This window comes from Streptomyces sp. NPDC049970, assembly GCF_040660235.1.
Classification (GTDB): Bacteria; Actinomycetota; Actinomycetes; order Streptomycetales; family Streptomycetaceae; genus Streptomyces.
This window is the reverse complement of record NZ_JBFALP010000003.1, coordinates 499923-518037: the sequence shown is the minus strand read 5'-3', so window position 1 is coordinate 518037 and position 18115 is coordinate 499923. Positions and strand designations below refer to the sequence as shown.

General features: G+C 70.0%; 18 protein-coding genes and 5 tRNA genes. 7 read left to right on the top strand and 16 right to left on the bottom strand.

The features are described 5' to 3' along the window. Positions 1-314: 314 nt before the first annotated feature. Positions 315-548 (top strand): Lrp/AsnC ligand binding domain-containing protein, encoded by a 234-nt coding sequence (locus AB0I83_RS08590; RefSeq protein ID WP_356531157.1) that lies wholly within the window; start codon positions 315-317, stop codon positions 546-548. A 20-nt stretch (positions 549-568) separates the two neighbouring features. Then, positions 569-1057, top strand: coding sequence for a DUF3515 domain-containing protein (locus tag AB0I83_RS08585; RefSeq protein ID WP_363304077.1), 489 nt, complete (start codon positions 569-571; stop codon positions 1055-1057). A gap of 35 nt (positions 1058-1092) precedes the next feature. On the opposite strand, the gene AB0I83_RS08580 is transcribed toward AB0I83_RS08585, so the two are convergent. Genes AB0I83_RS08580 through AB0I83_RS08570 form a run of 3 tightly spaced genes read right to left on the bottom strand, consistent with a single transcriptional unit; the run spans position 1093 to position 4059 of the window. Beyond that, entirely contained in the window at positions 1093-2265 is a 1173-nt protein-coding gene (locus AB0I83_RS08580; protein WP_363304076.1) for a D-alanine--D-alanine ligase family protein, read from the bottom strand. A 34-nt stretch (positions 2266-2299) separates the two neighbouring features. Next, a complete protein-coding gene (locus AB0I83_RS08575; RefSeq protein WP_356531153.1) occupies positions 2300-3310 on the bottom strand; it encodes an NAD(P)H-dependent glycerol-3-phosphate dehydrogenase in 1011 nt (336 codons plus the stop codon). Further along, a complete protein-coding gene (locus tag AB0I83_RS08570; RefSeq protein ID WP_356531151.1) occupies positions 3307-4059 on the bottom strand; it encodes a lysophospholipid acyltransferase family protein in 753 nt (250 codons plus the stop codon). Before AB0I83_RS08570 ends, AB0I83_RS08575 begins: the two co-directional genes overlap by 4 nt. 149 nt (positions 4060-4208) lie before the next feature. Here AB0I83_RS08570 and cofC point away from each other — a divergent pair, with 149 nt between their 5' ends. Both cofC and AB0I83_RS08560 read left to right on the top strand, forming a co-directional pair. Continuing rightward, positions 4209-4892 carry a 2-phospho-L-lactate guanylyltransferase gene (cofC, locus tag AB0I83_RS08565; RefSeq protein WP_356531149.1) on the top strand — a complete coding sequence of 228 codons (684 nt, stop codon included), beginning with the start codon at positions 4209-4211 and terminating at the stop codon, positions 4890-4892. Positions 4893-4902: 10 nt separating this feature from the next. Further along, complete coding sequence (locus AB0I83_RS08560) at positions 4903-5106, top strand: hypothetical protein (RefSeq protein ID WP_147959669.1); 204 nt, start codon at positions 4903-4905, stop codon at positions 5104-5106. 81 nt (positions 5107-5187) lie between these two features. On the opposite strand, the gene AB0I83_RS08555 is transcribed toward AB0I83_RS08560, so the two are convergent. The 4 genes from AB0I83_RS08555 to leuC all read right to left on the bottom strand — a co-directional run bounded on the left by AB0I83_RS08555 (position 5188) and on the right by leuC (position 8342). Then, complete coding sequence (locus tag AB0I83_RS08555; protein ID WP_356531147.1) at positions 5188-5844, bottom strand: HU family DNA-binding protein; 657 nt, start codon at positions 5842-5844, stop codon at positions 5188-5190. A gap of 142 nt (positions 5845-5986) precedes the next feature. After that, positions 5987-6214, bottom strand: coding sequence for a hypothetical protein (locus tag AB0I83_RS08550; protein WP_363304075.1), 228 nt, complete (start codon positions 6212-6214; stop codon positions 5987-5989). A gap of 104 nt (positions 6215-6318) precedes the next feature. After that, entirely contained in the window at positions 6319-6912 is a 594-nt protein-coding gene (gene leuD / locus AB0I83_RS08545; RefSeq protein WP_363304074.1) for a 3-isopropylmalate dehydratase small subunit, read from the bottom strand. Between the two features lie 5 nt (positions 6913-6917). After that, positions 6918-8342, bottom strand: coding sequence for a 3-isopropylmalate dehydratase large subunit (leuC, locus tag AB0I83_RS08540; RefSeq protein WP_356531143.1), 1425 nt, complete (start codon positions 8340-8342; stop codon positions 6918-6920). 173 nt (positions 8343-8515) lie between these two features. On the opposite strand from leuC, the gene ndgR reads away from it, so the two are divergent. Continuing rightward, positions 8516-9232 carry an IclR family transcriptional regulator NdgR gene (gene ndgR, locus AB0I83_RS08535; protein ID WP_356531141.1) on the top strand — a complete coding sequence of 239 codons (717 nt, stop codon included), beginning with the start codon at positions 8516-8518 and terminating at the stop codon, positions 9230-9232. 169 nt (positions 9233-9401) lie between these two features. Here the strand turns inward: ndgR and AB0I83_RS08530 are convergent. The 9 genes from AB0I83_RS08530 to AB0I83_RS08490 all read right to left on the bottom strand — a co-directional run bounded on the left by AB0I83_RS08530 (position 9402) and on the right by AB0I83_RS08490 (position 13327). Then, positions 9402-9477: transfer RNA gene (locus AB0I83_RS08530), tRNA-Glu, on the bottom strand. A gap of 20 nt (positions 9478-9497) precedes the next feature. After that, positions 9498-9569, bottom strand: a tRNA-Gln gene (locus tag AB0I83_RS08525). 12 nt (positions 9570-9581) lie between these two features. Beyond that, positions 9582-9654 (bottom strand) — tRNA-Glu (locus AB0I83_RS08520). An 85-nt stretch (positions 9655-9739) separates the two neighbouring features. Beyond that, positions 9740-9812 (bottom strand) — tRNA-Glu (locus AB0I83_RS08515). 19 nt (positions 9813-9831) lie between these two features. Beyond that, positions 9832-9903: transfer RNA gene (locus tag AB0I83_RS08510), tRNA-Gln, on the bottom strand. 84 nt (positions 9904-9987) lie between these two features. Next, positions 9988-10707, bottom strand: a complete 720-nt coding sequence (locus tag AB0I83_RS08505) for an HAD family hydrolase (protein ID WP_363304073.1) — start codon at positions 10705-10707, stop codon at positions 9988-9990. An 86-nt stretch (positions 10708-10793) separates the two neighbouring features. Continuing rightward, positions 10794-12275 carry a glutamate--tRNA ligase gene (gltX, locus tag AB0I83_RS08500; protein ID WP_363304072.1) on the bottom strand — a complete coding sequence of 494 codons (1482 nt, stop codon included), beginning with the start codon at positions 12273-12275 and terminating at the stop codon, positions 10794-10796. Next, positions 12268-13044 carry a fumarylacetoacetate hydrolase family protein gene (locus AB0I83_RS08495; protein ID WP_363304071.1) on the bottom strand — a complete coding sequence of 259 codons (777 nt, stop codon included), beginning with the start codon at positions 13042-13044 and terminating at the stop codon, positions 12268-12270. Before AB0I83_RS08495 ends, gltX begins: the two co-directional genes overlap by 8 nt. A gap of 100 nt (positions 13045-13144) precedes the next feature. After that, positions 13145-13327, bottom strand: a complete 183-nt coding sequence (locus AB0I83_RS08490) for a hypothetical protein (RefSeq protein WP_356531230.1) — start codon at positions 13325-13327, stop codon at positions 13145-13147. Between the two features lie 610 nt (positions 13328-13937). On the opposite strand from AB0I83_RS08490, the gene AB0I83_RS08485 reads away from it, so the two are divergent. Together AB0I83_RS08485 and AB0I83_RS08480 are read left to right on the top strand one after the other, a co-directional pair. Beyond that, a complete protein-coding gene (locus tag AB0I83_RS08485) occupies positions 13938-17600 on the top strand; it encodes a nitrate- and nitrite sensing domain-containing protein (protein WP_363304070.1) in 3663 nt (1220 codons plus the stop codon). Then, on the top strand, positions 17601-18023 hold the full coding sequence (locus AB0I83_RS08480; protein ID WP_003966009.1) for a roadblock/LC7 domain-containing protein: 423 nt from the start codon (positions 17601-17603) through the stop codon (positions 18021-18023). Positions 18024-18115: the final 92 nt, after the last annotated feature.

Genomic DNA, 18115 nt, shown 5'->3' with positions numbered 1-18115 from the left:
CACCTCTCATTTATCGCACCGGACACCGGTCCGGGCTGCTCGATCGGCCGGAGGTACGGGCCGTGGCCGGACGGCCCCCGGGAGCCGGGGGCCCCGGGACGTGCGGGCATCGCCGTCCCCCTTCCGCTCCGGTGGGCTTGCGGTCGCGAGCCCCAACTGCTGTCGGTACCGTCAAGGAGACACGTCAACTTCTGTGGTGTGTACGCCACGCTGTGGGCGTCAACCGGCCCGTAGGTCTCCCCGCGGCCCGCGGCGACGCGATAACGTGGCGTCCCTTTCCCCCACATGATCCTCGTGGCCGCCCTGGAGGTTCCGTGGTACAGGCGTACATCCTCATCCAGACCGAGGTGGGCAAGGCGTCCGTCGTCGCCGAGACCATCGCAAAGCTCCCGGGAGTGATCCAGGCAGAGGACGTCACAGGCCCCTACGACGTGATCGTGCGCGCGCAGGCCGACACGGTCGACGCGCTCGGCCGCATGGTGGTCGCCAAGGTCCAGCAGGTGGACGGCATCACGCGAACCCTGACCTGCCCGGTCGTCCACCTCTGACCCCTGTCTACGCTGGTCCGGTGACTCGCACCCGCCGACGGCTCCCCCGTTCCCGTGCTCTCGCCCCGTCCGCCGCCCTGTTCGTCCTGGCGGCGGCGGGCTGTTCCCCGAACGGTTCCCAGCCCTCCGTGGCGGTTCCCACGCCGTCGTCGGATGCCGCCGGGTACTGCGAGGCACTGCACGAGGAGCTGCCCGCGACCGTCGCCGGTCTGGAACGGAGTGATCCCTCACCGGAGTCGGATCTGACCGCCGGCTGGGGGGACGGGGCGATCGTACTGCGCTGCGGTGTCCCCCGGCCCGCCAGGATGGACGATTCCCAGTCCAAGGCCGTCGACGCGGACGGCGTCAACTGGCTGCTGGAGCAGCGCGAGGACGCCGGGCCCAGGTTCACGACCACCTACCGCAAGGCGTACGTCGAGGTGACGCTCGGGCCTGAGTACGCCCATGACGTCACCCCGCTGTCGGCGTTCGCCGTACCCGTGAGCAGGACGGTCCCCGGCAGTCTCTGAGGGCCGTCCCCGGCGGGGGCGGCCCTCAGGGAGGATCAGCGCAGGCCTGTCGAGCGGTTCAGCGCGGCCTGGACCAGCCGGTCGACCAGTTCGGCGTAGCTGACACCGCTCTCCCGCCACATGCGCGGGAACATGGAGATCGGGGTGAAGCCCGGCATGGTGTTGATCTCGTTGATGACGAACGAGCCGTCCTCCGTGAGGAAGAAGTCGGCGCGCACCAGGCCTTCGCAGGAGGCGGCCTCGAAGGCCTCGACCGCGAGCCGCCGCACCTCGGCGGTCTGCTCCTCGGTGAGCGGCGCGGGCACCAGGCCGGCCGCCGAGTCGATGTACTTGGCCTCGAAGTCGTAGAAGTCGTGTGCCGTGACGGGCGGGATCTCGGCGGGCACGCTGGCGCGCGGTCCGTCCTCGAACTCCAGCACTCCGCACTCGATCTCCCGGCCGCGCAGCAGGGACTCCACGAGGAACTTGGGGTCGTGCCGGCGGGCCTCGTCGATCGCCTCGTCGAGCCCGGAGGGGTCGTCGACCTTGGTGATGCCCATGGAGGAGCCGCCGCGGGCGGGCTTCACGAAGAGCGGCCAGCCGTGTTCGGCGGCGAACTCCATGATGCGCTTGCGGGCGGCGGGGCGGTCGGACTCCCACTCCCGGGGGCGGACGACCTCGTACGGGCCGACCGGCAGGCCGAACGAGGTGAACACCCGCTTCATGTACTCCTTGTCCTGGCCGACGGCCGAGGCCAGGACGCCCGCGCCGACGTAGGGCACACCGGAGAGTTCGAGCAGCCCCTGGAGCGTGCCGTCCTCGCCGTACGGGCCGTGGAGCACGGGGAAGACGACGTCGACCTCGCCCAGTGCCGTGGGAACGGCGCCGGGTTCGCCGACGACGACGTCACGGTTGCCGGGGTCGACGGAGAGCGTCACCACTCCGCGGTCGGACTCGGCCAGCTGGTCCACGTCGGGGACCTGCCGGTCGGTGATGGCCATCCGGGCCGGGTCGTCGGACGTGAGGGCCCAACGCCCGTCCCTGGTGATGCCGATCGGCAGGACGTCGTACTTCGTCCGGTCGATGGCGCTCATGACGGCGCCTGCCGTGACGACCGAGATGCCGTGTTCGGAGCTGCGGCCGCCGAACACGACGGCCACGCGCGGCTTGCGGCCCTGCTCGGAACTCAGGGGGCTCTCAGTGCTCTGGGGGAGGTTCTGGCTGCTCATATCGCGTTGAGCGTACCTGCTGGTAGGGCTCGAGTCAGCGCCGCTCGGGCTTGGCGCTGCGCGACATCAGCTCCTTGAGCGCGACCACCGGGGGCTTGCCCTCGTGGACGATGCCGACGACCGTCTCGGTGATCGGCATGTCGACACCGTGCCTGCGCGCCAGATCGAGCACGGATTCGCAGGACTTGACGCCCTCGGCGGTCTGGCTCGTGACGGCGACCGTCTCCTGGAGCGTCATCCCGCGTCCGAGGTTGGTCCCGAAGGTGTGGTTGCGCGACAGCGGGGACGAGCAGGTCGCCACCAGGTCACCGAGTCCGGCCAGTCCGGAGAAGGTGAGCGGGTCGGCACCCATGGCGAGCCCCAGCCGGGTGGTCTCGGCGAGGCCGCGGGTGATGAGCGAGCCCTTGGCGTTGTCGCCCAGGCCCATGCCGTCGGCGATGCCCACGGCCAGTCCGATGACGTTCTTCACGGCGCCGCCGAGTTCGCAGCCCACCACGTCGGTGTTGGTGTACGGCCGGAAGTACGGGGTGTGGCAGGCGGCCTGGAGGCGCTGGGCGACGTTCTCGTCCGAGCACGCGACGACGGCCGCGGCGGGGCGGCGCTCGGCGATCTCCTTGGCGAGGTTGGGACCGGTGACGACGGCGACGCGGTCGGCGGTCACCTCGGTGACGTCCTCGATGACCTCGCTCATCCGCTTGGCGGTGCCGAGTTCCACGCCCTTCATGAGGGAGACGAGGACCGTGTGCGGCTCCAGGTGCGGTGCCCAGTCGGCGAGGTTGGCGCGCAGCGTCTGGGAGGGCACGGCCAGCACGGCGAAGTCGGCGCCGCGCAGCGCCTCGGCGGCGTCGGTGGTGGCCCGGATCGAGGCGGGGAGTTCGATTCCCGGCAGGTACCCGGGGTTCGTGCGGGTGGTGTTGACGGCTTCGGCGACTTCGGCACGGCGTCCCCAGAGGGTGACCTCGCAGCCGGCGTCGGCGAGGATCATGGCGAAGGCCGTACCCCATGAGCCGGTTCCGAAGACGGCCGCCTTGGCGGGGTGCGTCACGTGATTCCCTTTCCCTCTGCCTTGCGCCGCTGTTCAGCACGGGCCTTGCGGTGATCGTAGAGCGCGGCGGGCGCCTTCTCGCCGCGCACGTCCTCCAGCTCGGCGGTGACCGCCGCCATGATGGTCTCGGTCGCCTGGCGCAGCACGTCGGGCGTCGGTTCGAGACCGTAGTAGCGGGAGAGGTCGACCGGCGGACCGGCCTGCACCCGGAGGGTCTTCCGGGGGAAGAGCCGGAGCTTGTTCTCCGTGGCGTAGGGCGGCATGGCGAGGTTGGCGCCCCACTGGGCGACGGGGATGACGGGGGCCTTGGTCATCAGCGCGACGCGGGCGGCGCCGGTCTTGCCGGCCATCGGCCACATGTCGGGGTCGCGGGTGAGCGTGCCCTCCGGGTAGAAGGCGACGCATTCGCCCCGCTCGATGGCGGCGACGGCGGCCCGGAAGGCGTCGAGTGCGTTGGTCGTCTCGCGGTAGACGGGGATCTGGCCGGTGCCGCGCAGCATCATTCCGACGAACGGCGTGCTGAACAGTCCGGCTTTGGCGAGCAGCCTCGGCACACGTCCGGTGTTGTACTGGTAGTGCGCGTACGACAGAGGGTCCAGGTACGAGTTGTGATTGACCGCGGTAATGAATCCGCCATCGGCCGGGATGTGTTCCATTCCCCGCCAGTCCCGCTTGAACAGAACCACCAGGGGCGGTTTCGCGATCACCGCCGCCAGGCGGTACCAGAAGCCGATTCTGCGGCGGGACACTCGGACGCCTTCCTCTAGGACTGAGCTGCTGCCCGGCTCTCGGCGGTGCTGCTTCGCCCCGGGCCCCTGCTGTTGTGGAGAACACCGTACGCCTCACCCGTGGGGGCGGACCTCCGGGTTGTCGTACCGGCAGGCGAGAATAAGTGCTGATGCGTACGGAGGGGGAGATCGCCGCGAACACCGACCCGCCCGGCCCCTGGTTCCTGGTCGTCCCGCTGAAACCGCTGGCCCGGGCCAAGAGCAGGCTGGGTCCGACGGTGGGTGGGGATCTGCGCCCCCGCCTTGCCCTGGCGTTCGCCCAGGACACCGTGGCCGCGGCGTTGTCCTGTCCGGCGGTGCGCGGTGTGGTGGTCGTCACGGACGATCCGGTGGCCGGGGCGGCGCTCGCGGCGCTCGGCGCGCGCACCGTGGCCGACACCCCGGGGGCGGGCCTCAACGCGGCGCTGGAGCACGGTGCGCGTTCGGTGCGCGGCCTCCGGGGCGGTGCGGCGGTGGCCGCGCTCAACGCGGATCTTCCCGCACTTCGTCCGGAGGAATTGGCGCGCGTGCTCGATTTTGCCGGTGCTTTTCCTCGCGCATTCGTCTCCGACGCCCAGGGAATCGGAACCACATTTCTTTCCGCGGCGCCCGGAGTGGAATTGCGCCCGGCCTTCGGGGGCCCTTCGCGGGCCCGGCATCTGGCGTCGGGCGCGGTGGAGGTCGCACCGGCCGGCCTCGACTCGGTCCGCAGGGACGTGGACACGGGTGAGGATCTGCGGGCGGCGCTGGCCCTGGGCGTGGGACGGTTCACGGCGGGGCTGACGGCCCCGGTGGCACCGGCCGCGGACCGATAGGCTGCCGTCCATGCAGGCGACCTCGTTCACGTACGACTCCGAGACCCGGACCGGCAGTGTGCTGCTCGACGACGGCACCCCGGTGGACTTCGACGCCCCGGCGTTCGACGCGGGCGGCCTGCGGCTGCTCCGCCCGGGCCAGCGGGTGCGGATCGAGACCGAGGGCGAGGGCGCCTCGCTGCGCATCACCCTGGTGACGCTGCAGACGCTCTGATCAGTCGCCGGACAGCCCGCGGGCCGGGCTCCCCGAGGGGAGCCCGGCCCGGCGCGTATGAGGAACGAGCGGTGCCCGGTCTCACTTCTTGCGTGCGGTGACCTTCTTGGCTGTGGTCTTGCGCGCCGTGGTCTTCTTCGCGGGCGCCTTCTTCGCCGTGGTCTTCTTGGCGGGGGCGGTCTTGGCCGCCACGGCCTTCTTGGTGGCGGCTGCCTTCTTCGCCGGGGTCGCCTTCTTCGCGGCCGACGTGGCCTTCTTCGCCGTGGCGGTGGTCTTCTTCGCCGGGGTCGCCTTCTTCGCGGCCGACGTGGTCTTCTTCGCCGCCGACGTGGCCTTGCGCGCCGTGGCCTTCTTGGCGGTGGCCTTCTTGGCCGCGGCCTTCGCCGTCGTACGGGTGGAAGAACCGCCCGAGAGGCTGCCCTTGGGGGCCTTCTTCACGGCCACGTCGTTCTTGGGGAGCTTCTTGGAGCCGCTGACCAGGTCCTTGAAGCCCTGTCCCGCGCGGAAGCGGGGAACCGAGGTCTTCTTGACCCGGACGCGCTCACCCGTCTGCGGGTTGCGGGCGTACCGGGCGGGGCGGTCGACCTTCTCGAACGAGCCGAAGCCGGTGACCGAGACACGGTCACCCGCGACGACCGCGCGGACGATCGCGTCGAGTACCACGTCGACGGCGTCTGCGGCCTGCTGGCGGCCGCCGACCTTGTCGGCAATCGCTTCTACGAGCTGCGCCTTGTTCACGTCTTCCCCTTCGGAGACATTGCCGGAACGAAACTGTTCAGGCTTTTTCGCACGTTAGGCAGATATATACCGCAAATCAAACACGAAACGGGCTAATCACCCTAGTGCCGCAACGAAGTCGACCGCTGCGCTGTCCGCAGAGTCAGTCACCTTCGGGGAATCGGCCCTCATCGAGGTCCTTCATCAACCGGTCCAGACGCCGTGCCGCGCCCGGGAGATCGTGCTTAGCCGAGGCCGTGACGACCATCAGCTTCCGGGACAGCGCCATCCTTACGCCCTCCGGGACTTGCAGCGAGCGCACCTTTGCGTGCGCTTCCTTCAATCGGTCGGCGACTTGGCCGTAGAGCTCGAGTTGGCTGTCGCGTTCCATGCACCGATTGTGCCATCTGGGGCGAGTTGTCGCCCGAGGGGGTCTCAACAAGCGACTGCGCCCCCTACCTGGAGGCAGGGGGCGCAGTTCGGGAAAAGCGCTGCTCAGACGTCAATCGTACGCGGCTTGTGGGACGGCCTGACCGCCTCGTAAGTCGCAATGTCCGCTTCGTTCTGAAGGGTGAGGCTGATGTCGTCCAGCCCGTTCAGGAGCCTCCAGCGGGCGTTCTCGTCGAGCTCGAAGTCTGCCGTGATGCCTTCCGCGAGGACCTGGCGCTTCTCCAGGTCGACGGTGACCTCGGCCGCCGGATCGGCCTCGGCCAGCTCCCAGAGCCTGTCCACGACCGCCTGGTCGAGGACGACGGTCAACAGACCGTTCTTGAGGGAGTTGCCCCGGAAGATGTCGGCGAACCGGGAGGAGACGACGGTCTTGAAGCCGTAGTTCTGCAGGGCCCAGACCGCGTGCTCTCGGGAGGAGCCCGTACCGAAGTCGGGACCGGCCACCAGGACCGAGGCACCCTTGCGCTCGGGGCGGTTGAGGACGAAGTCCTCGTCCTTGCGCCAGGCCTCGAAGAGCCCGTCCTCGAAGCCGTCGCGGGTGACCTTCTTCAGCCAGTGCGCCGGGATGATCTGGTCGGTGTCGACGTTGCTGCGCCGCAGCGGGACGACCCGGCCGGTGTGTGCGGTGAATGCTTCCATGGCTCTCAGACTCCGGCGGGCGTGCGGACGTCGGACAGATCGGCGGGCGAGGCCAGATGGCCCAGCACGGCGGTGGCGGCGGCGACCTGCGGGGAGACCAGATGGGTGCGGCCGCCCTTGCCCTGCCTGCCCTCGAAGTTCCGGTTCGAGGTGGAGGCGGAGCGCTCGCCGGGGGCCAGCTGGTCGGGGTTCATGCCGAGGCACATCGAACAGCCCGCGTGCCGCCATTCGGCGCCGGCGGCGGTGAAGACCTTGTCCAGGCCCTCCTCGACGGCCTGCAGGGCGACCCGGACGGAACCCGGGACGACCAGCATCCGTACCCCGTCGGCGACTTTGCGGCCGTCCATGACCGAGGCGGCGTTCCGCAGGTCCTCGATGCGCCCGTTGGTGCAGGAACCTACGAACACGGTGTCCACGTTGATCTCGCGCAGCGGCTGGCCGGCGGTCAACCCCATGTACTCCAGCGCCTTTTCGGCGGCGAACCGCTCCGAGGCGTCCTCGTACGAAGCGGGGTCGGGGACGTCGGCCGACAGGGGCGCGCCCTGCCCGGGGTTGGTGCCCCAGGTGACGAACGGCGCGAGCGCGGCGCCGTCGATGACGACCTCGGCGTCGAACACGGCGTCGTCGTCGGTGCGCAGCGTCTTCCAGTACTCCACGGCCGCGTCCCACTCCGCGCCCTCTGGCGCGTGGTCGCGGCCCCGGAGGTAGTCGAAGGTGGTCTCGTCGGGGGCGATCATCCCCGCGCGGGCGCCGGCCTCGATCGACATGTTGCAGATGGTCATCCGGGCCTCCATCGAGAGCTTCTCGATGGCGGAGCCGCGGTACTCCAGGATGTAGCCCTGGCCGCCGCCGGTGCCGATCCGGGCGATGATGGCCAGGATCAGGTCCTTGGCGGTGACGCTGTCGGGGAGTTCGCCCTCGACGGTGATCGCCATCGTCCGGGGACGGGCCAGGGGCAGCGTCTGGGTCGCCAGTACGTGCTCGACCTGGCTGGTGCCGATACCGAAGGCCAGCGCCCCGAAGGCGCCGTGGGTGGAGGTGTGGGAGTCCCCGCAGACGACCGTGGTGCCGGGCTGGGTCAGGCCGAGCTGCGGGCCGACCACGTGCACGACGCCCTGCTCGACGTCTCCCAGCGGGTGCAGCCGGACGCCGAAGTCCGCGCAGTTCTTGCGCAGGGTCTCCAGCTGGGCGCGGGAGACAGGGTCGGCGATCGGCTTGTCGATGTCGAGGGTCGGGGTGTTGTGGTCCTCGGTGGCGATGGTGAGGTCGAGTCGCCGTACCGGGCGGCCGGCCTGGCGCAGACCGTCGAACGCCTGCGGACTGGTCACCTCGTGCAGCAGGTGCAGATCGATGAAGAGGAGGTCGGGCTCGCCATCGGCGCGCCGGACGACGTGGTCGTCCCAGACCTTCTCCGCGAGTGTCCTACCCATCGCTTTCCCTCCGGCCGGCATCTTCGCCGGCCCAACTAGAGATTCGGATGCCGCCGTCCGGACCCCCGAGCGGGGCGGTGGCCGTGGGCCGTTGTACGACCGCACGTACAGGTTCGCAACTTCCGGGGAAAATTGAACTTGCGTTTCACAGAGTGAGACGCGAGTATCGTCGTATGGACAACTCTAGCGGCGTCGGCGTTCTCGACAAGGCAGCTCTGGTATTGAGCGCCCTGGAGTCCGGTCCGGCCACCCTCGCCGGGCTGGTCGCGGCGACAGGGCTCGCACGGCCCACGGCACACCGACTGGCCGTGGCACTCGAACACCACCGCATGGTGGCGAGGGACATGCAGGGCCGGTTCATTCTCGGCCCCCGGCTGTCGGAACTCGCGGCCGCGGCCGGCGAGGACCGCCTCCTGGCGACGGCCGGCCCCGTACTCACACACCTGCGCGACATCACCGGCGAGAGCGCGCAGCTCTACCGCAGGCAGGGCGACATGCGCATCTGCGTGGCGGCGGCGGAGCGGCTCTCCGGTCTGCGGGACACCGTGCCGGTCGGCTCCACGCTCACCATGAAGGCGGGCTCGTCCGCGCAGATCCTGATGGCCTGGGAGGAGCCGGAACGGCTGCACCGCGGACTGCAGGGCGCCCGCTTCACGGCGACGGCGCTCTCCGGCGTGCGCCGTCGGGGCTGGGCCCAGTCCATCGGCGAGCGGGAGCCGGGCGTGGCCTCGGTCTCGGCACCGGTCCGCGGACCGTCGAACCGGGTGGTCGCCGCGGTGTCCGTCTCCGGACCGATCGAGCGCCTCACCCGCCACCCGGGCCGGATGCACGCCCAGGCGGTCATCGACTCGGCCGCCCGGCTGAGCGAGGCCCTGCGCCGTACGAGCTGAGCCACCCGCCGCACCCACACCGGCCGCCCCAGCGTCGTGGCGGCCCAAGTCACCTTTCGCACAACCGAGATGGGCATACCCCGCGAAGCCGGTCGGCGGCGGGAGCCGTACTCGTCGCGCACACGCAGAAGGCCCTCCACCGAGGTGAAGGGCCTTTGTATGGTGCTGTTGGTACCCCCGACCGGATTCGAACCGGCGCTACTGCCGTGAGAGGGCAGCGTGCTAGGCCGCTACACAACGGGGGCGTGTTCACTGCTGACTTGCGCTGGGCTACCAGGACTCGAACCTAGAATGACGGTACCAGAAACCGTAGTGTTGCCAATTACACCATAGCCCATGGTGTGACAAGTACCCCCGACCGGATTCGAACCGGCGCTACTGCCGTGAGAGGGCAGCGTGCTAGGCCGCTACACAACGGGGGCCCTAGCGATCCTCACCAGGCGTCAGCCGGATGTTGTCACCGCGAGAACGTGGGTGCGACCCTGATGTTCGTGCGGGATGGATCTGTACCCCCGACCGGATTCGAACCGGCGCTACTGCCGTGAGAGGGCAGCGTGCTAGGCCGCTACACAACGGGGGCCTTGTTACTTGATCTTGCGCTGGGCTACCAGGACTCGAACCTAGAATGACGGTACCAGAAACCGTAGTGTTGCCAATTACACCATAGCCCACTGAAACGCAACCCCTTCGGGCCTTGTTTCTGTCTGCGCTCCCGGCCGGATCTTTCGGCCCGCTCGGGCGGCGCAGGAAGAACATTACCTGAAGGTGTCCGGCGCTCCAAAACGGGTATCGCCCGCCAGCAGGCCGGGAAGCTCGTCCAGCCCCGTGATGCGGACGAGTTCGGGGCGCCCTCCCCTGCCCCGGCGGTCCAGCCAGATCCCGCTCAGGCCCGCGGCGACGGCACCGGCGGCGTCGATGTCGGGCTCGTCCCCGACGTAGGCCACTTCGTGCGGATCGAGCTCCAGCGCCTCGCAGGCCGCGTGGAAGGCCCCCGCGTCCGGCTTGGAGATGCCGAGCTCGACGGCGCACACCACCGCCTCGAAGCGGTCCCGCACCCCGAGCGCACGCAGCTTGCGGTCCTGGTTGTGGATGCTCGAATTCGACAGGACGGCGTGCCTGAACCCGTCGGCCAGCCGGTCCAGGACAGGCACCGTGTCCGGGAACAGCGCCCAGGCGGACTCGTAGTGGGCCGCGTGCCGGCCGAACCACTCATCGGCCTCGGCGTCGCTCAGCCACCGGCCGAGGAACGTCCGTACCCGCTCCCGCCGCTGGCCCTGGAAGTCGACCTCCCCGGCCGCGAACCTGGCCCACTGCACGTCGGTGACGGCCTTCCACACGTCGAGGGCGTGGTCCACGGACGTGTACTCGCCGGGCAGGCCCTCGGACTCCAGGTGCATGCGCATGCCGACGCGGTCTGCACCGGAGTAGTCGAAGATCGTGTCGTCGATGTCCCAGAGAACCGCTCGGATCGGCATACGGGCCAGGTTAGCGGCGTATCCCCCGTACGACGACGGGGTGGCCGCCCCGGCTCGGGCGGCCACCCCGTCGTGGGAACCGGACGTTACGCGGCGAGCCTCGCCAGCGCGGCGTCGATGCGGGCGATCGTCTTCTCGCGGCCCAGGATCTCCAGGGACTCGAAGAGCGGCAGCCCGACCGTGCGGCCGGTGACGGCGACACGGACCGGGGCCTGCGCCTTGCCGAGCTTCAGCCCGTGCTTCTCACCGGCGGTGAGGACGGCGGTCTTGAGTGCCTCGGCGTTCCACTCGGCGGCGGTCAGCTCGGCGCGCGCCGTGACCAGCAGGGCGTCGGAGCCCTCCTTCATGGCCTTCGTCCAGGACGCCTCGTCGTGGACCGGCTCGTCCAGGAAGAGGAAGTCCACGTTGGCGGTGATGTCCGAGAGCACCGTGACGCGTGTCTGGGCGTGGGGAGCGATCTCCGCGAACCGCTCCGCGTCGAAGGCCTCGGGCGCCCAGGGCGCGAAAGGTGCCTTCAGCCACGGGCCGCAGGCCTCGGTGAAGGTCTTCACGTCGAGCATGCGCAGGTGCTCGGCGTTGACGTGCTCGGCCTTCTTCAGGTCGAAGCGGGCCGGGTTGGCGTTGACGTCCGCGATGTCGAACGCGGCCACCAGCTCGTCGCGGCCGAAGATGTCGCGGTCCTCGGCGATCGACCAGCCCAGCAGCGAGAGGTAGTTGATCAGGCCCTCGGCCAGGAACCCGCGCTCGCGGTAGAGGTTGAGCGAGGCCTGCGGGTCACGCTTGGAGAGCTTCTTGTTGCCCTCGCCCATGACGTACGGCAGGTGGCCGAAGGCGGGGGTGTCCTTGGCGATGCCCAGCTCGATGAGCGCCTTGTAGAGGGCGATCTGGCGCGGGGTGGAGGAGAGCAGGTCCTCGCCGCGAAGGACGTGGGTGATCTCCATCAGGGCGTCGTCGACCGGGTTGACGAGCGTGTACAGGGGAGCGCCGTTGGCCCGGACGATGCCGTAGTCCGGGACGTTCTCCGGCTGCACGGTGATGTCACCGCGGACCAGGTCGGTGAAGGTGACGGCCTCGTCGGGCATCCGGAAGCGGACGATCGAGGTGCGGCCCTCGGCCTCGTACGCCGCCTTCCGCTCGTCGCTCAGGTCGCGGCAGTGGCCGTCGTAGCCCGAGGGGCGGCCGGCCGCACGGGCGGCGTCGCGCCGGGTGTCGAGCTCCTCGGTGGTGCAGTAGCAGTGGTACGCGTGCCCGGAGGCCAGGAGCTTCTCGGCGACGTCCTTGTAGAGGTCCATCCGCTGCGACTGACGGTAGGGGGCGTGCGGGCCGCCGGTCTCGGGGCCCTCGTCCCAGTCGAGCCCGAGCCAGCGCATCGAGTCGAGCAGCTGCGTGTAGGACTCCTCGGAGTCGCGCGCCGCGTCGGTGTCCTCGATACGGAAGACCAGGGTGCCCTGGTGGTGCCGGGCGAACGCCCAGTTGAACAGGGCGGTGCGGACCAGGCCCACATGGGGGTTGCCGGTCGGGGAGGGGCAGAAACGGACGCGGACGGGTGCGACTGGTGCGTTAACCACGCTTGATCACCTTGTTGGTGAGAGTGCCGATGCCTTCGATGGTGACGGCGACCTCGTCGCCGACGTGCAGGGGTCCGACACCTGCGGGTGTTCCGGTGAGGATCACGTCGCCCGGGAGCAGCGTCATGGCCTCCGAGATGTGGACGATCAGGTCCTCGACCGAGCGGATCATGTCGCTCGTCCGGCCGAGCTGTCGTTGCTCGCCGTTGACCGTGGTCTGGACGGCCAGGTTGCCGGGGTCGACGTCGGTCTCCACCCAGGGGCCGAGCGGGCAGGAGGTGTCGAAGCCCTTGGCGCGGGCCCACTGGCTCTCGCGCCGCTGCACGTCGCGGGCGGTGACGTCGTTGGCGCAGGTGTAGCCGAGGACGACGTCCTTGACGCGCTCGCGCGGAACCTCGCGGCACATACGGCCGATGACCACGGCGAGTTCGGCCTCGTAGTGCAGTTCCTCGGAGAAGGAGGGGTACTCGATGGCGTCGCCCGAACCGATCACCGAGGTGGTGGGCTTGAAGAAGGCCACCGGCACGTCCGGGACCTCGTTGCCCATCTCGGCGGCGTGTTCCGCGTAGTTGCGGCCGATGGCCACGACCTTGTTCGGGAGCACGGGCGGGAGCAGCCGGACCTTCTTCAGCGGGACCTTGGTCCCGGAGAGCTCGAAGTCGGCGTACGGGATGCCCTTGATGATGTCGAGGACGAGGCTGTCGGGGCTGTCGCCCTCGACCGCGCCGAAGGCGACATTGCCGTCGATGGAGAACCTGGCGATGCGCACGGGATGCTGTCGCCCCTCACTTGCTGGTGCTGGCTGGCTGAAGACTGACGCTCCAGGCTAGCGCCTCGCCCGGCACCGGAGAGGGCGACAGCCTCGCGCGTCAGGAGCCGGCCGCGACCGGGGCTTCCATGAGGATGGTGCGGCGGGGGTTGGCCGTCCGGGTGGGCAGGTCGACGGAGTGCTCGGGCTGCTCCGGCGTGTGCAGCGCCTCGGCGCCGTCGAGGTGCGCCAGCGTGGTGCGCCGGGGGTTGGCAATGTTGCGGAACGTCATCGTCGTCTTCATCTGCCGCATGGACCCTTGTCGCCGGGGCGCCACCCGGAGGGGCGCCGGTTTGTCGGACTCGCTATCCCTGTAAAGCGCCAGGCTAAACATCCGATTCCCGGACCGAGCCGGAGAGAGACGTCGATCATCATGTGAGTTTCCTCACGAAGTTGCCGACAAAGCGCCCATTGCGGGCGGCTGACCGGCGGAAGCAAACCAGACAATACGTCACTGAATCTGGCATTCCGCTCCCGATCATGCCGTCTGGGACACCGCCCGCCTCACCGGACAGCACCCTTATTCGACCGCTTTGACCATGAACACGCTGCACGCCTTGTCACATGGTCATCACACGGTGTCATCCAGGTCACAGCCAGGTACGTGGGCCTTGTTGGAGATCCTCCACTGTGCTGGAATTCCACGCACCGCCGCGGGTTTCAGGTCCCAGCGCGCAGGGGCGCAACGCAGCGCCGAGTGGCGGCGGGAGGGGGAAGTACGCCGGTCATTCACGACCACCTTGGGGCGCGTCCAGCGCCCCACGACGCCGACACCGTTCTGCCGCGCCACGCGCGGAGGGACGCCTGGTCCAGAGGTTGCGACGCTAGTGCAGGGACGTTTCAAGAGGGATGGCATGGGGTCGCCCCAGCCCCGCCAGGGCCGAGGGGAAACTCCGGCTGATCAGGAACCGCGCGACGGGAACTCCCGCGGCTCCGCACCCCAGCACGCCCAGAATCCCGGCAACGGCGGCGACCGCTCACAGCGGTCCGGCACGCCCGGTGCCGACGCCGCGGACCCGGCGGCGCCCCTCAAGTCGGCCGGCCCCGGCAGCACCGGCTCACGCGTGGCCCTGCGCAACTGGCGCATCAGCACGCGTCTGGTCTCCCTGCTCGCCCTCCCCGTGGTCGCGGCGACCACCCTGGGCGGTCTGCGCATCAACGAGTCCATGAACGACATGGACCAGTTGGAGCACATGCAGCTGCTCACCAAGATGACCAAGCAGGCGACCGCGCTCGCCAACGCGCTCCAGGAGGAGCGCGACAAGTCGGCCGGCCCGCTGACCAACGGCGTGAAGGCCACCGACTTCAAGGTCACCGAGCCCCGCAAGCGCACCGACCGCGCGAAGGCCGCCTTCCTCGACGCCACGGACGAGATCGGCAACACCCCCGGCGACGCCGCGCTGGACAGCATCCACGCGAGCGTCAGCCAGATCAGCACCCAGCTGGGCAACATCACCAGCATCCGCAAGGACGCCTACGCCGGCGACAGCCCGAGCCTCAACACGGTCGACCGCTACAGCCAGCTGATCACCTCGCTGCTGAGCCTGTCCCAGGACATGGCACAGGCCACCAGCAACCCGGAAATGATCAAGCGCACACGTGCGCTGGCAGCCTTCTCCTCCTCGAAGGAGTACGCCTCCGTCGAGCGCGCCATCATCGCGGGGGCCCTCCCCGGCGGTGACAGCGGGGACACTCACCTGAACGACAACGACCAGGCGTTCGGCCGCAACGCGCTCAACAAGGGCGCCACGACCCTTCAGACCTTCCAGTCGACCTACGAGTCGACGGGCAAGAGCTCCACCGATCTGCTGGCGCCGCTGGACAACGGCAACCCGGAGATCAAGGCCGCCGACATGTACGCGAAGAAGGTGCTCGACAGCCCGCTGGGCATGGAGGGCAGCAAGCCGCGTACGTACATGGACTGGTACGACCAGAGCTCCAACAAGATCCAGGCCATGAAGACCATCGAGGAGACCCTCCTCGGTGACATGGAGAGCAAGGCCCGCGAACTGCGTGACGAGTCGCAGCGCGACGCCATCCTCAACGGTGCGATCATCCTCCTCGTCCTCGGTGTGTCGCTGGTGGGCGCCTTCGTCGTGGCGCGGTCCATGATCCGCTCGCTGCGCCGCCTGCAGGACACCGCGACCCGGGTCGCCCAAGACCGCCTGCCCGAGCTCGTCAGGCAGCTCTCCGAGACGGACCCGCAGGATGTCGACACCTCCGTCGAGTCGGTCGGTGTCCACTCCCGTGACGAGATCGGCAAGGTGGCCGCGGCCTTCGACGACGTGCACCGCGAGGCGGTCCGACTGGCCGCCGAGCAGGCGCTGCTGCGAGGCAACGTCAACGCGATGTTCACCAACCTCTCGCGCCGCAGCCAGGGCCTCATCCAGCGTCAGCTCTCGCTCATCTCCGAGCTGGAGTCACGCGAGGCCGACCCGGACCAGCTGTCCTCGCTCTTCAAGCTCGACCACCTCGCGACCCGTATGCGCCGTAACGGCGAGAACCTCCTCGTCCTCGCGGGCGAGGAGCCCGGCCGCCGCTGGACGCGTCCCGTGCCGCTGGTCGACGTCCTCCGTGCCGCCGCCTCCGAGGTGGAGCAGTACGAACGCATCGAGCTGGCCGCGGTGCCCGCCACCGAAGTGGCCGGCCGCGTCGTCAACGACCTCGTGCACCTCCTCGCCGAGCTGCTGGAGAACGCCACGTCGTTCTCCTCCCCGCAGACGAAGGTCCGGGTCACCGGTCACGCGCTGCCCGACGGCCGTGTGCTCGTCGAGATCCACGACACCGGCATCGGCCTCTCCCCCGAGGACCTGGCCGCGATCAACGAGCGGCTCGCCTCGCCGCCCACCGTGGACGTCTCGGTGTCCCGCCGCATGGGTCTGTTCGTGGTCGGCCGGCTGTCCCTGCGTCACGGCATCCGCATCCAGCTGCGCCCCTCCGACTCCGGTGGCACGACCGCGCTGGTCATGCTGCCCATGGAGGTCGCGCACGGCGGCAAGCAGGCACCGTCCAAGCAGGGCGCGCAGAGCGGTGCCCCGGGCGGTCTGCTCGCCGGTGCCGGTTCTCCCGCCGCGGGCGGCCAGCGCCCCGGCCTCGCCGGCTCCGCGGGGGCTCCCGCCAAGGGTCTGGGTTCGGCCGCCGCGCGCGGGCAGGTCGGTTCCGGCTCCGCGCCGCGCGCCGCACTGCCCTCACGTGACGCCGGACCGCGTCAGCCGCAGAACGGCGGCCAGCAGGGCCCCGGCCTGCCGAACCAGGGCCGTCCCGAGGCGCCGCGCCAGGGTGGTGGACTCTCCGGAGCCTTCGGTGGTGCCCGGATGGGCGCACGGGGCCCGCAGGACCCCTCGGGCGGCGCGGACTCCAACCGGACCAACCTCTTCGGGCACACCGGATCGCAGCCCGGCAGGCAGAGCGGCCCGCCCGCACGGCAGGCTCCGCAGCCGCAGCAGGCCCAGTTCGGCCAGGGCGGCCCGCAGCAGCAGCAAGGTGGCCCCGGCCGCCAGCTGCCGCCGTCCGGCGGACCGCGGGCCGAACTGCCCGGCGGCAACCCGCAGCAGCAGGCCCCGAGCTGGGGCGCGGAGGAGCAGGGCGCCCCGCGGCGTCCGCAGCAGGATGCGGCGCGCGGTCACGAGGAGTCGTCCGACACCGGAAGCTTCGCGCGGCCGGGCAGCTCCGCCCCGAACCAGCGGTTCAGCCCGCCGAACCAGCGCCCGCCGATGAACGACCGTCAGGGACCCGGCGCCACCGCCGAGTTCGCCCGTCCGGACTTCTCGGCGCCGCAGGCACCGCAGGCCCAGGACCCGGCGAGCACCGCCCAGTTCGCCCGCCCGGACTTCAACGCCCCGATGCCTCAGGACCAGGGCTACGGCGCCCAGGCCCCGCAGCGTCCGCAGACGCCCGCACCGCGCCGGCAGGACAACGGCGACTTCGGCGCCCCGCGCCCGCCGGTGCCCGCCGCGGGCGAGCTGCCGCGCCGTCCGGAACTGCCCCAGCAGTACGAGGGGCTCCCTCCGGCCGGCCCCGGTGAGCTTCCGCCCGCCGGCCCGGGTGACGGGCGTACGCCGCTGTTCGACACGCTGGAGACGAACTGGTTCCACGGCACGCAGCAGAGCGGCCAGCAGCCGCCGGCCGCCGCGCCGCAGGCACCGTCCGCTCCGCAGTCGACCGACGGCCAGGCTCCGCCCATGCCCCGGCGTGGCGCGTCCGACACGGCTGCCACCAGTTCCTGGCGCGCCTCGCCCAACGACGAGCTGGGGCGGCAGGCCGAGCGGGTCAAGAAGCCCGCCGCGGGCGGTATCACCACATCCGGACTGCCCCGCAGGGTGCCACGTGCCAATTTGGTGCCGGGCACCGCTCAACAGCAGAATCATCAGTCCGGACCCCAGGTTTCGCGTGCGCCCGATGACGTACGCGGCCGTCTGACCAATCTCCGCCGGGGCATCCAGCAGGGACGACAGGCCAACAACGGCTCGTCTACCGGCAGTTTCCAACTCGGCCCCACTCACCAGCAGGAGCGTTAGTTGAGCCCCATGAGTCAGGCCGCGCAGAATCTGAACTGGCTGATCACCAACTTCGTGGACAACACCCCAGGGGTGTCCCACACGGTGGTGGTCTCCGCGGATGGCCTGCTGCTGGCGATGTCCGAAGGTTTCCCGCGCGACCGCGCCGACCAGCTGGCGGCTGTCGCCTCCGGTCTGACGTCGCTGACCGCGGGCGCCTCTCGCATCTTCGAAGGCGGCGCCGTGAGTCAGACGGTCGTGGAGATGGAGAGGGGTTTCCTCTTCCTCATGTCCATCTCGGACGGATCCTCGCTCGCCGTCCTCGCCCACCCGGACGCGGACATCGGCCTGGTCGGATACGAGATGGCACTTCTCGTCGACCGCGCGGGAACCGTCCTGACCCCTGATCTCCGCGCCGAGCTACAAGGCAGTCTGCTCCACTAGGCGGCCATGCGGCAGACACCTGACACGATCACCCCAGGTACTACTCAAAACCCTCACCCACCAGGCCGCACGAGCTTCCCACCGGCCACCTT

What these genes read in the sequence shown, in the direction of transcription:
- AB0I83_RS08580 (WP_363304076.1), bottom strand. Translation starts at nt 2,265, where the DNA reads ATGAGCAGCCAGAACCTCCCCCAGAGCACTGAGAGCCCCCTGAGTTCC.
- cofC (WP_356531149.1), top strand. Translation starts at nt 4,209, where the DNA reads ATGCGTACGGAGGGGGAGATCGCCGCGAACACCGACCCGCCCGGCCCC.
- AB0I83_RS08560 (WP_147959669.1), top strand. Translation starts at nt 4,903, where the DNA reads ATGCAGGCGACCTCGTTCACGTACGACTCCGAGACCCGGACCGGCAGT.
- AB0I83_RS08550 (WP_363304075.1), bottom strand. Translation starts at nt 6,214, where the DNA reads ATGGAACGCGACAGCCAACTCGAGCTCTACGGCCAAGTCGCCGACCGA.
- leuD (WP_363304074.1), bottom strand. Translation starts at nt 6,912, where the DNA reads ATGGAAGCATTCACCGCACACACCGGCCGGGTCGTCCCGCTGCGGCGC.
- leuC (WP_356531143.1), bottom strand. Translation starts at nt 8,342, where the DNA reads ATGGGTAGGACACTCGCGGAGAAGGTCTGGGACGACCACGTCGTCCGG.
- ndgR (WP_356531141.1), top strand. Translation starts at nt 8,516, where the DNA reads ATGGACAACTCTAGCGGCGTCGGCGTTCTCGACAAGGCAGCTCTGGTA.
- AB0I83_RS08505 (WP_363304073.1), bottom strand. Translation starts at nt 10,707, where the DNA reads ATGCCGATCCGAGCGGTTCTCTGGGACATCGACGACACGATCTTCGAC.
- AB0I83_RS08490 (WP_356531230.1), bottom strand. Translation starts at nt 13,327, where the DNA reads ATGAAGACGACGATGACGTTCCGCAACATTGCCAACCCCCGGCGCACC.
- AB0I83_RS08485 (WP_363304070.1), top strand. Translation starts at nt 13,938, where the DNA reads ATGGGGTCGCCCCAGCCCCGCCAGGGCCGAGGGGAAACTCCGGCTGAT.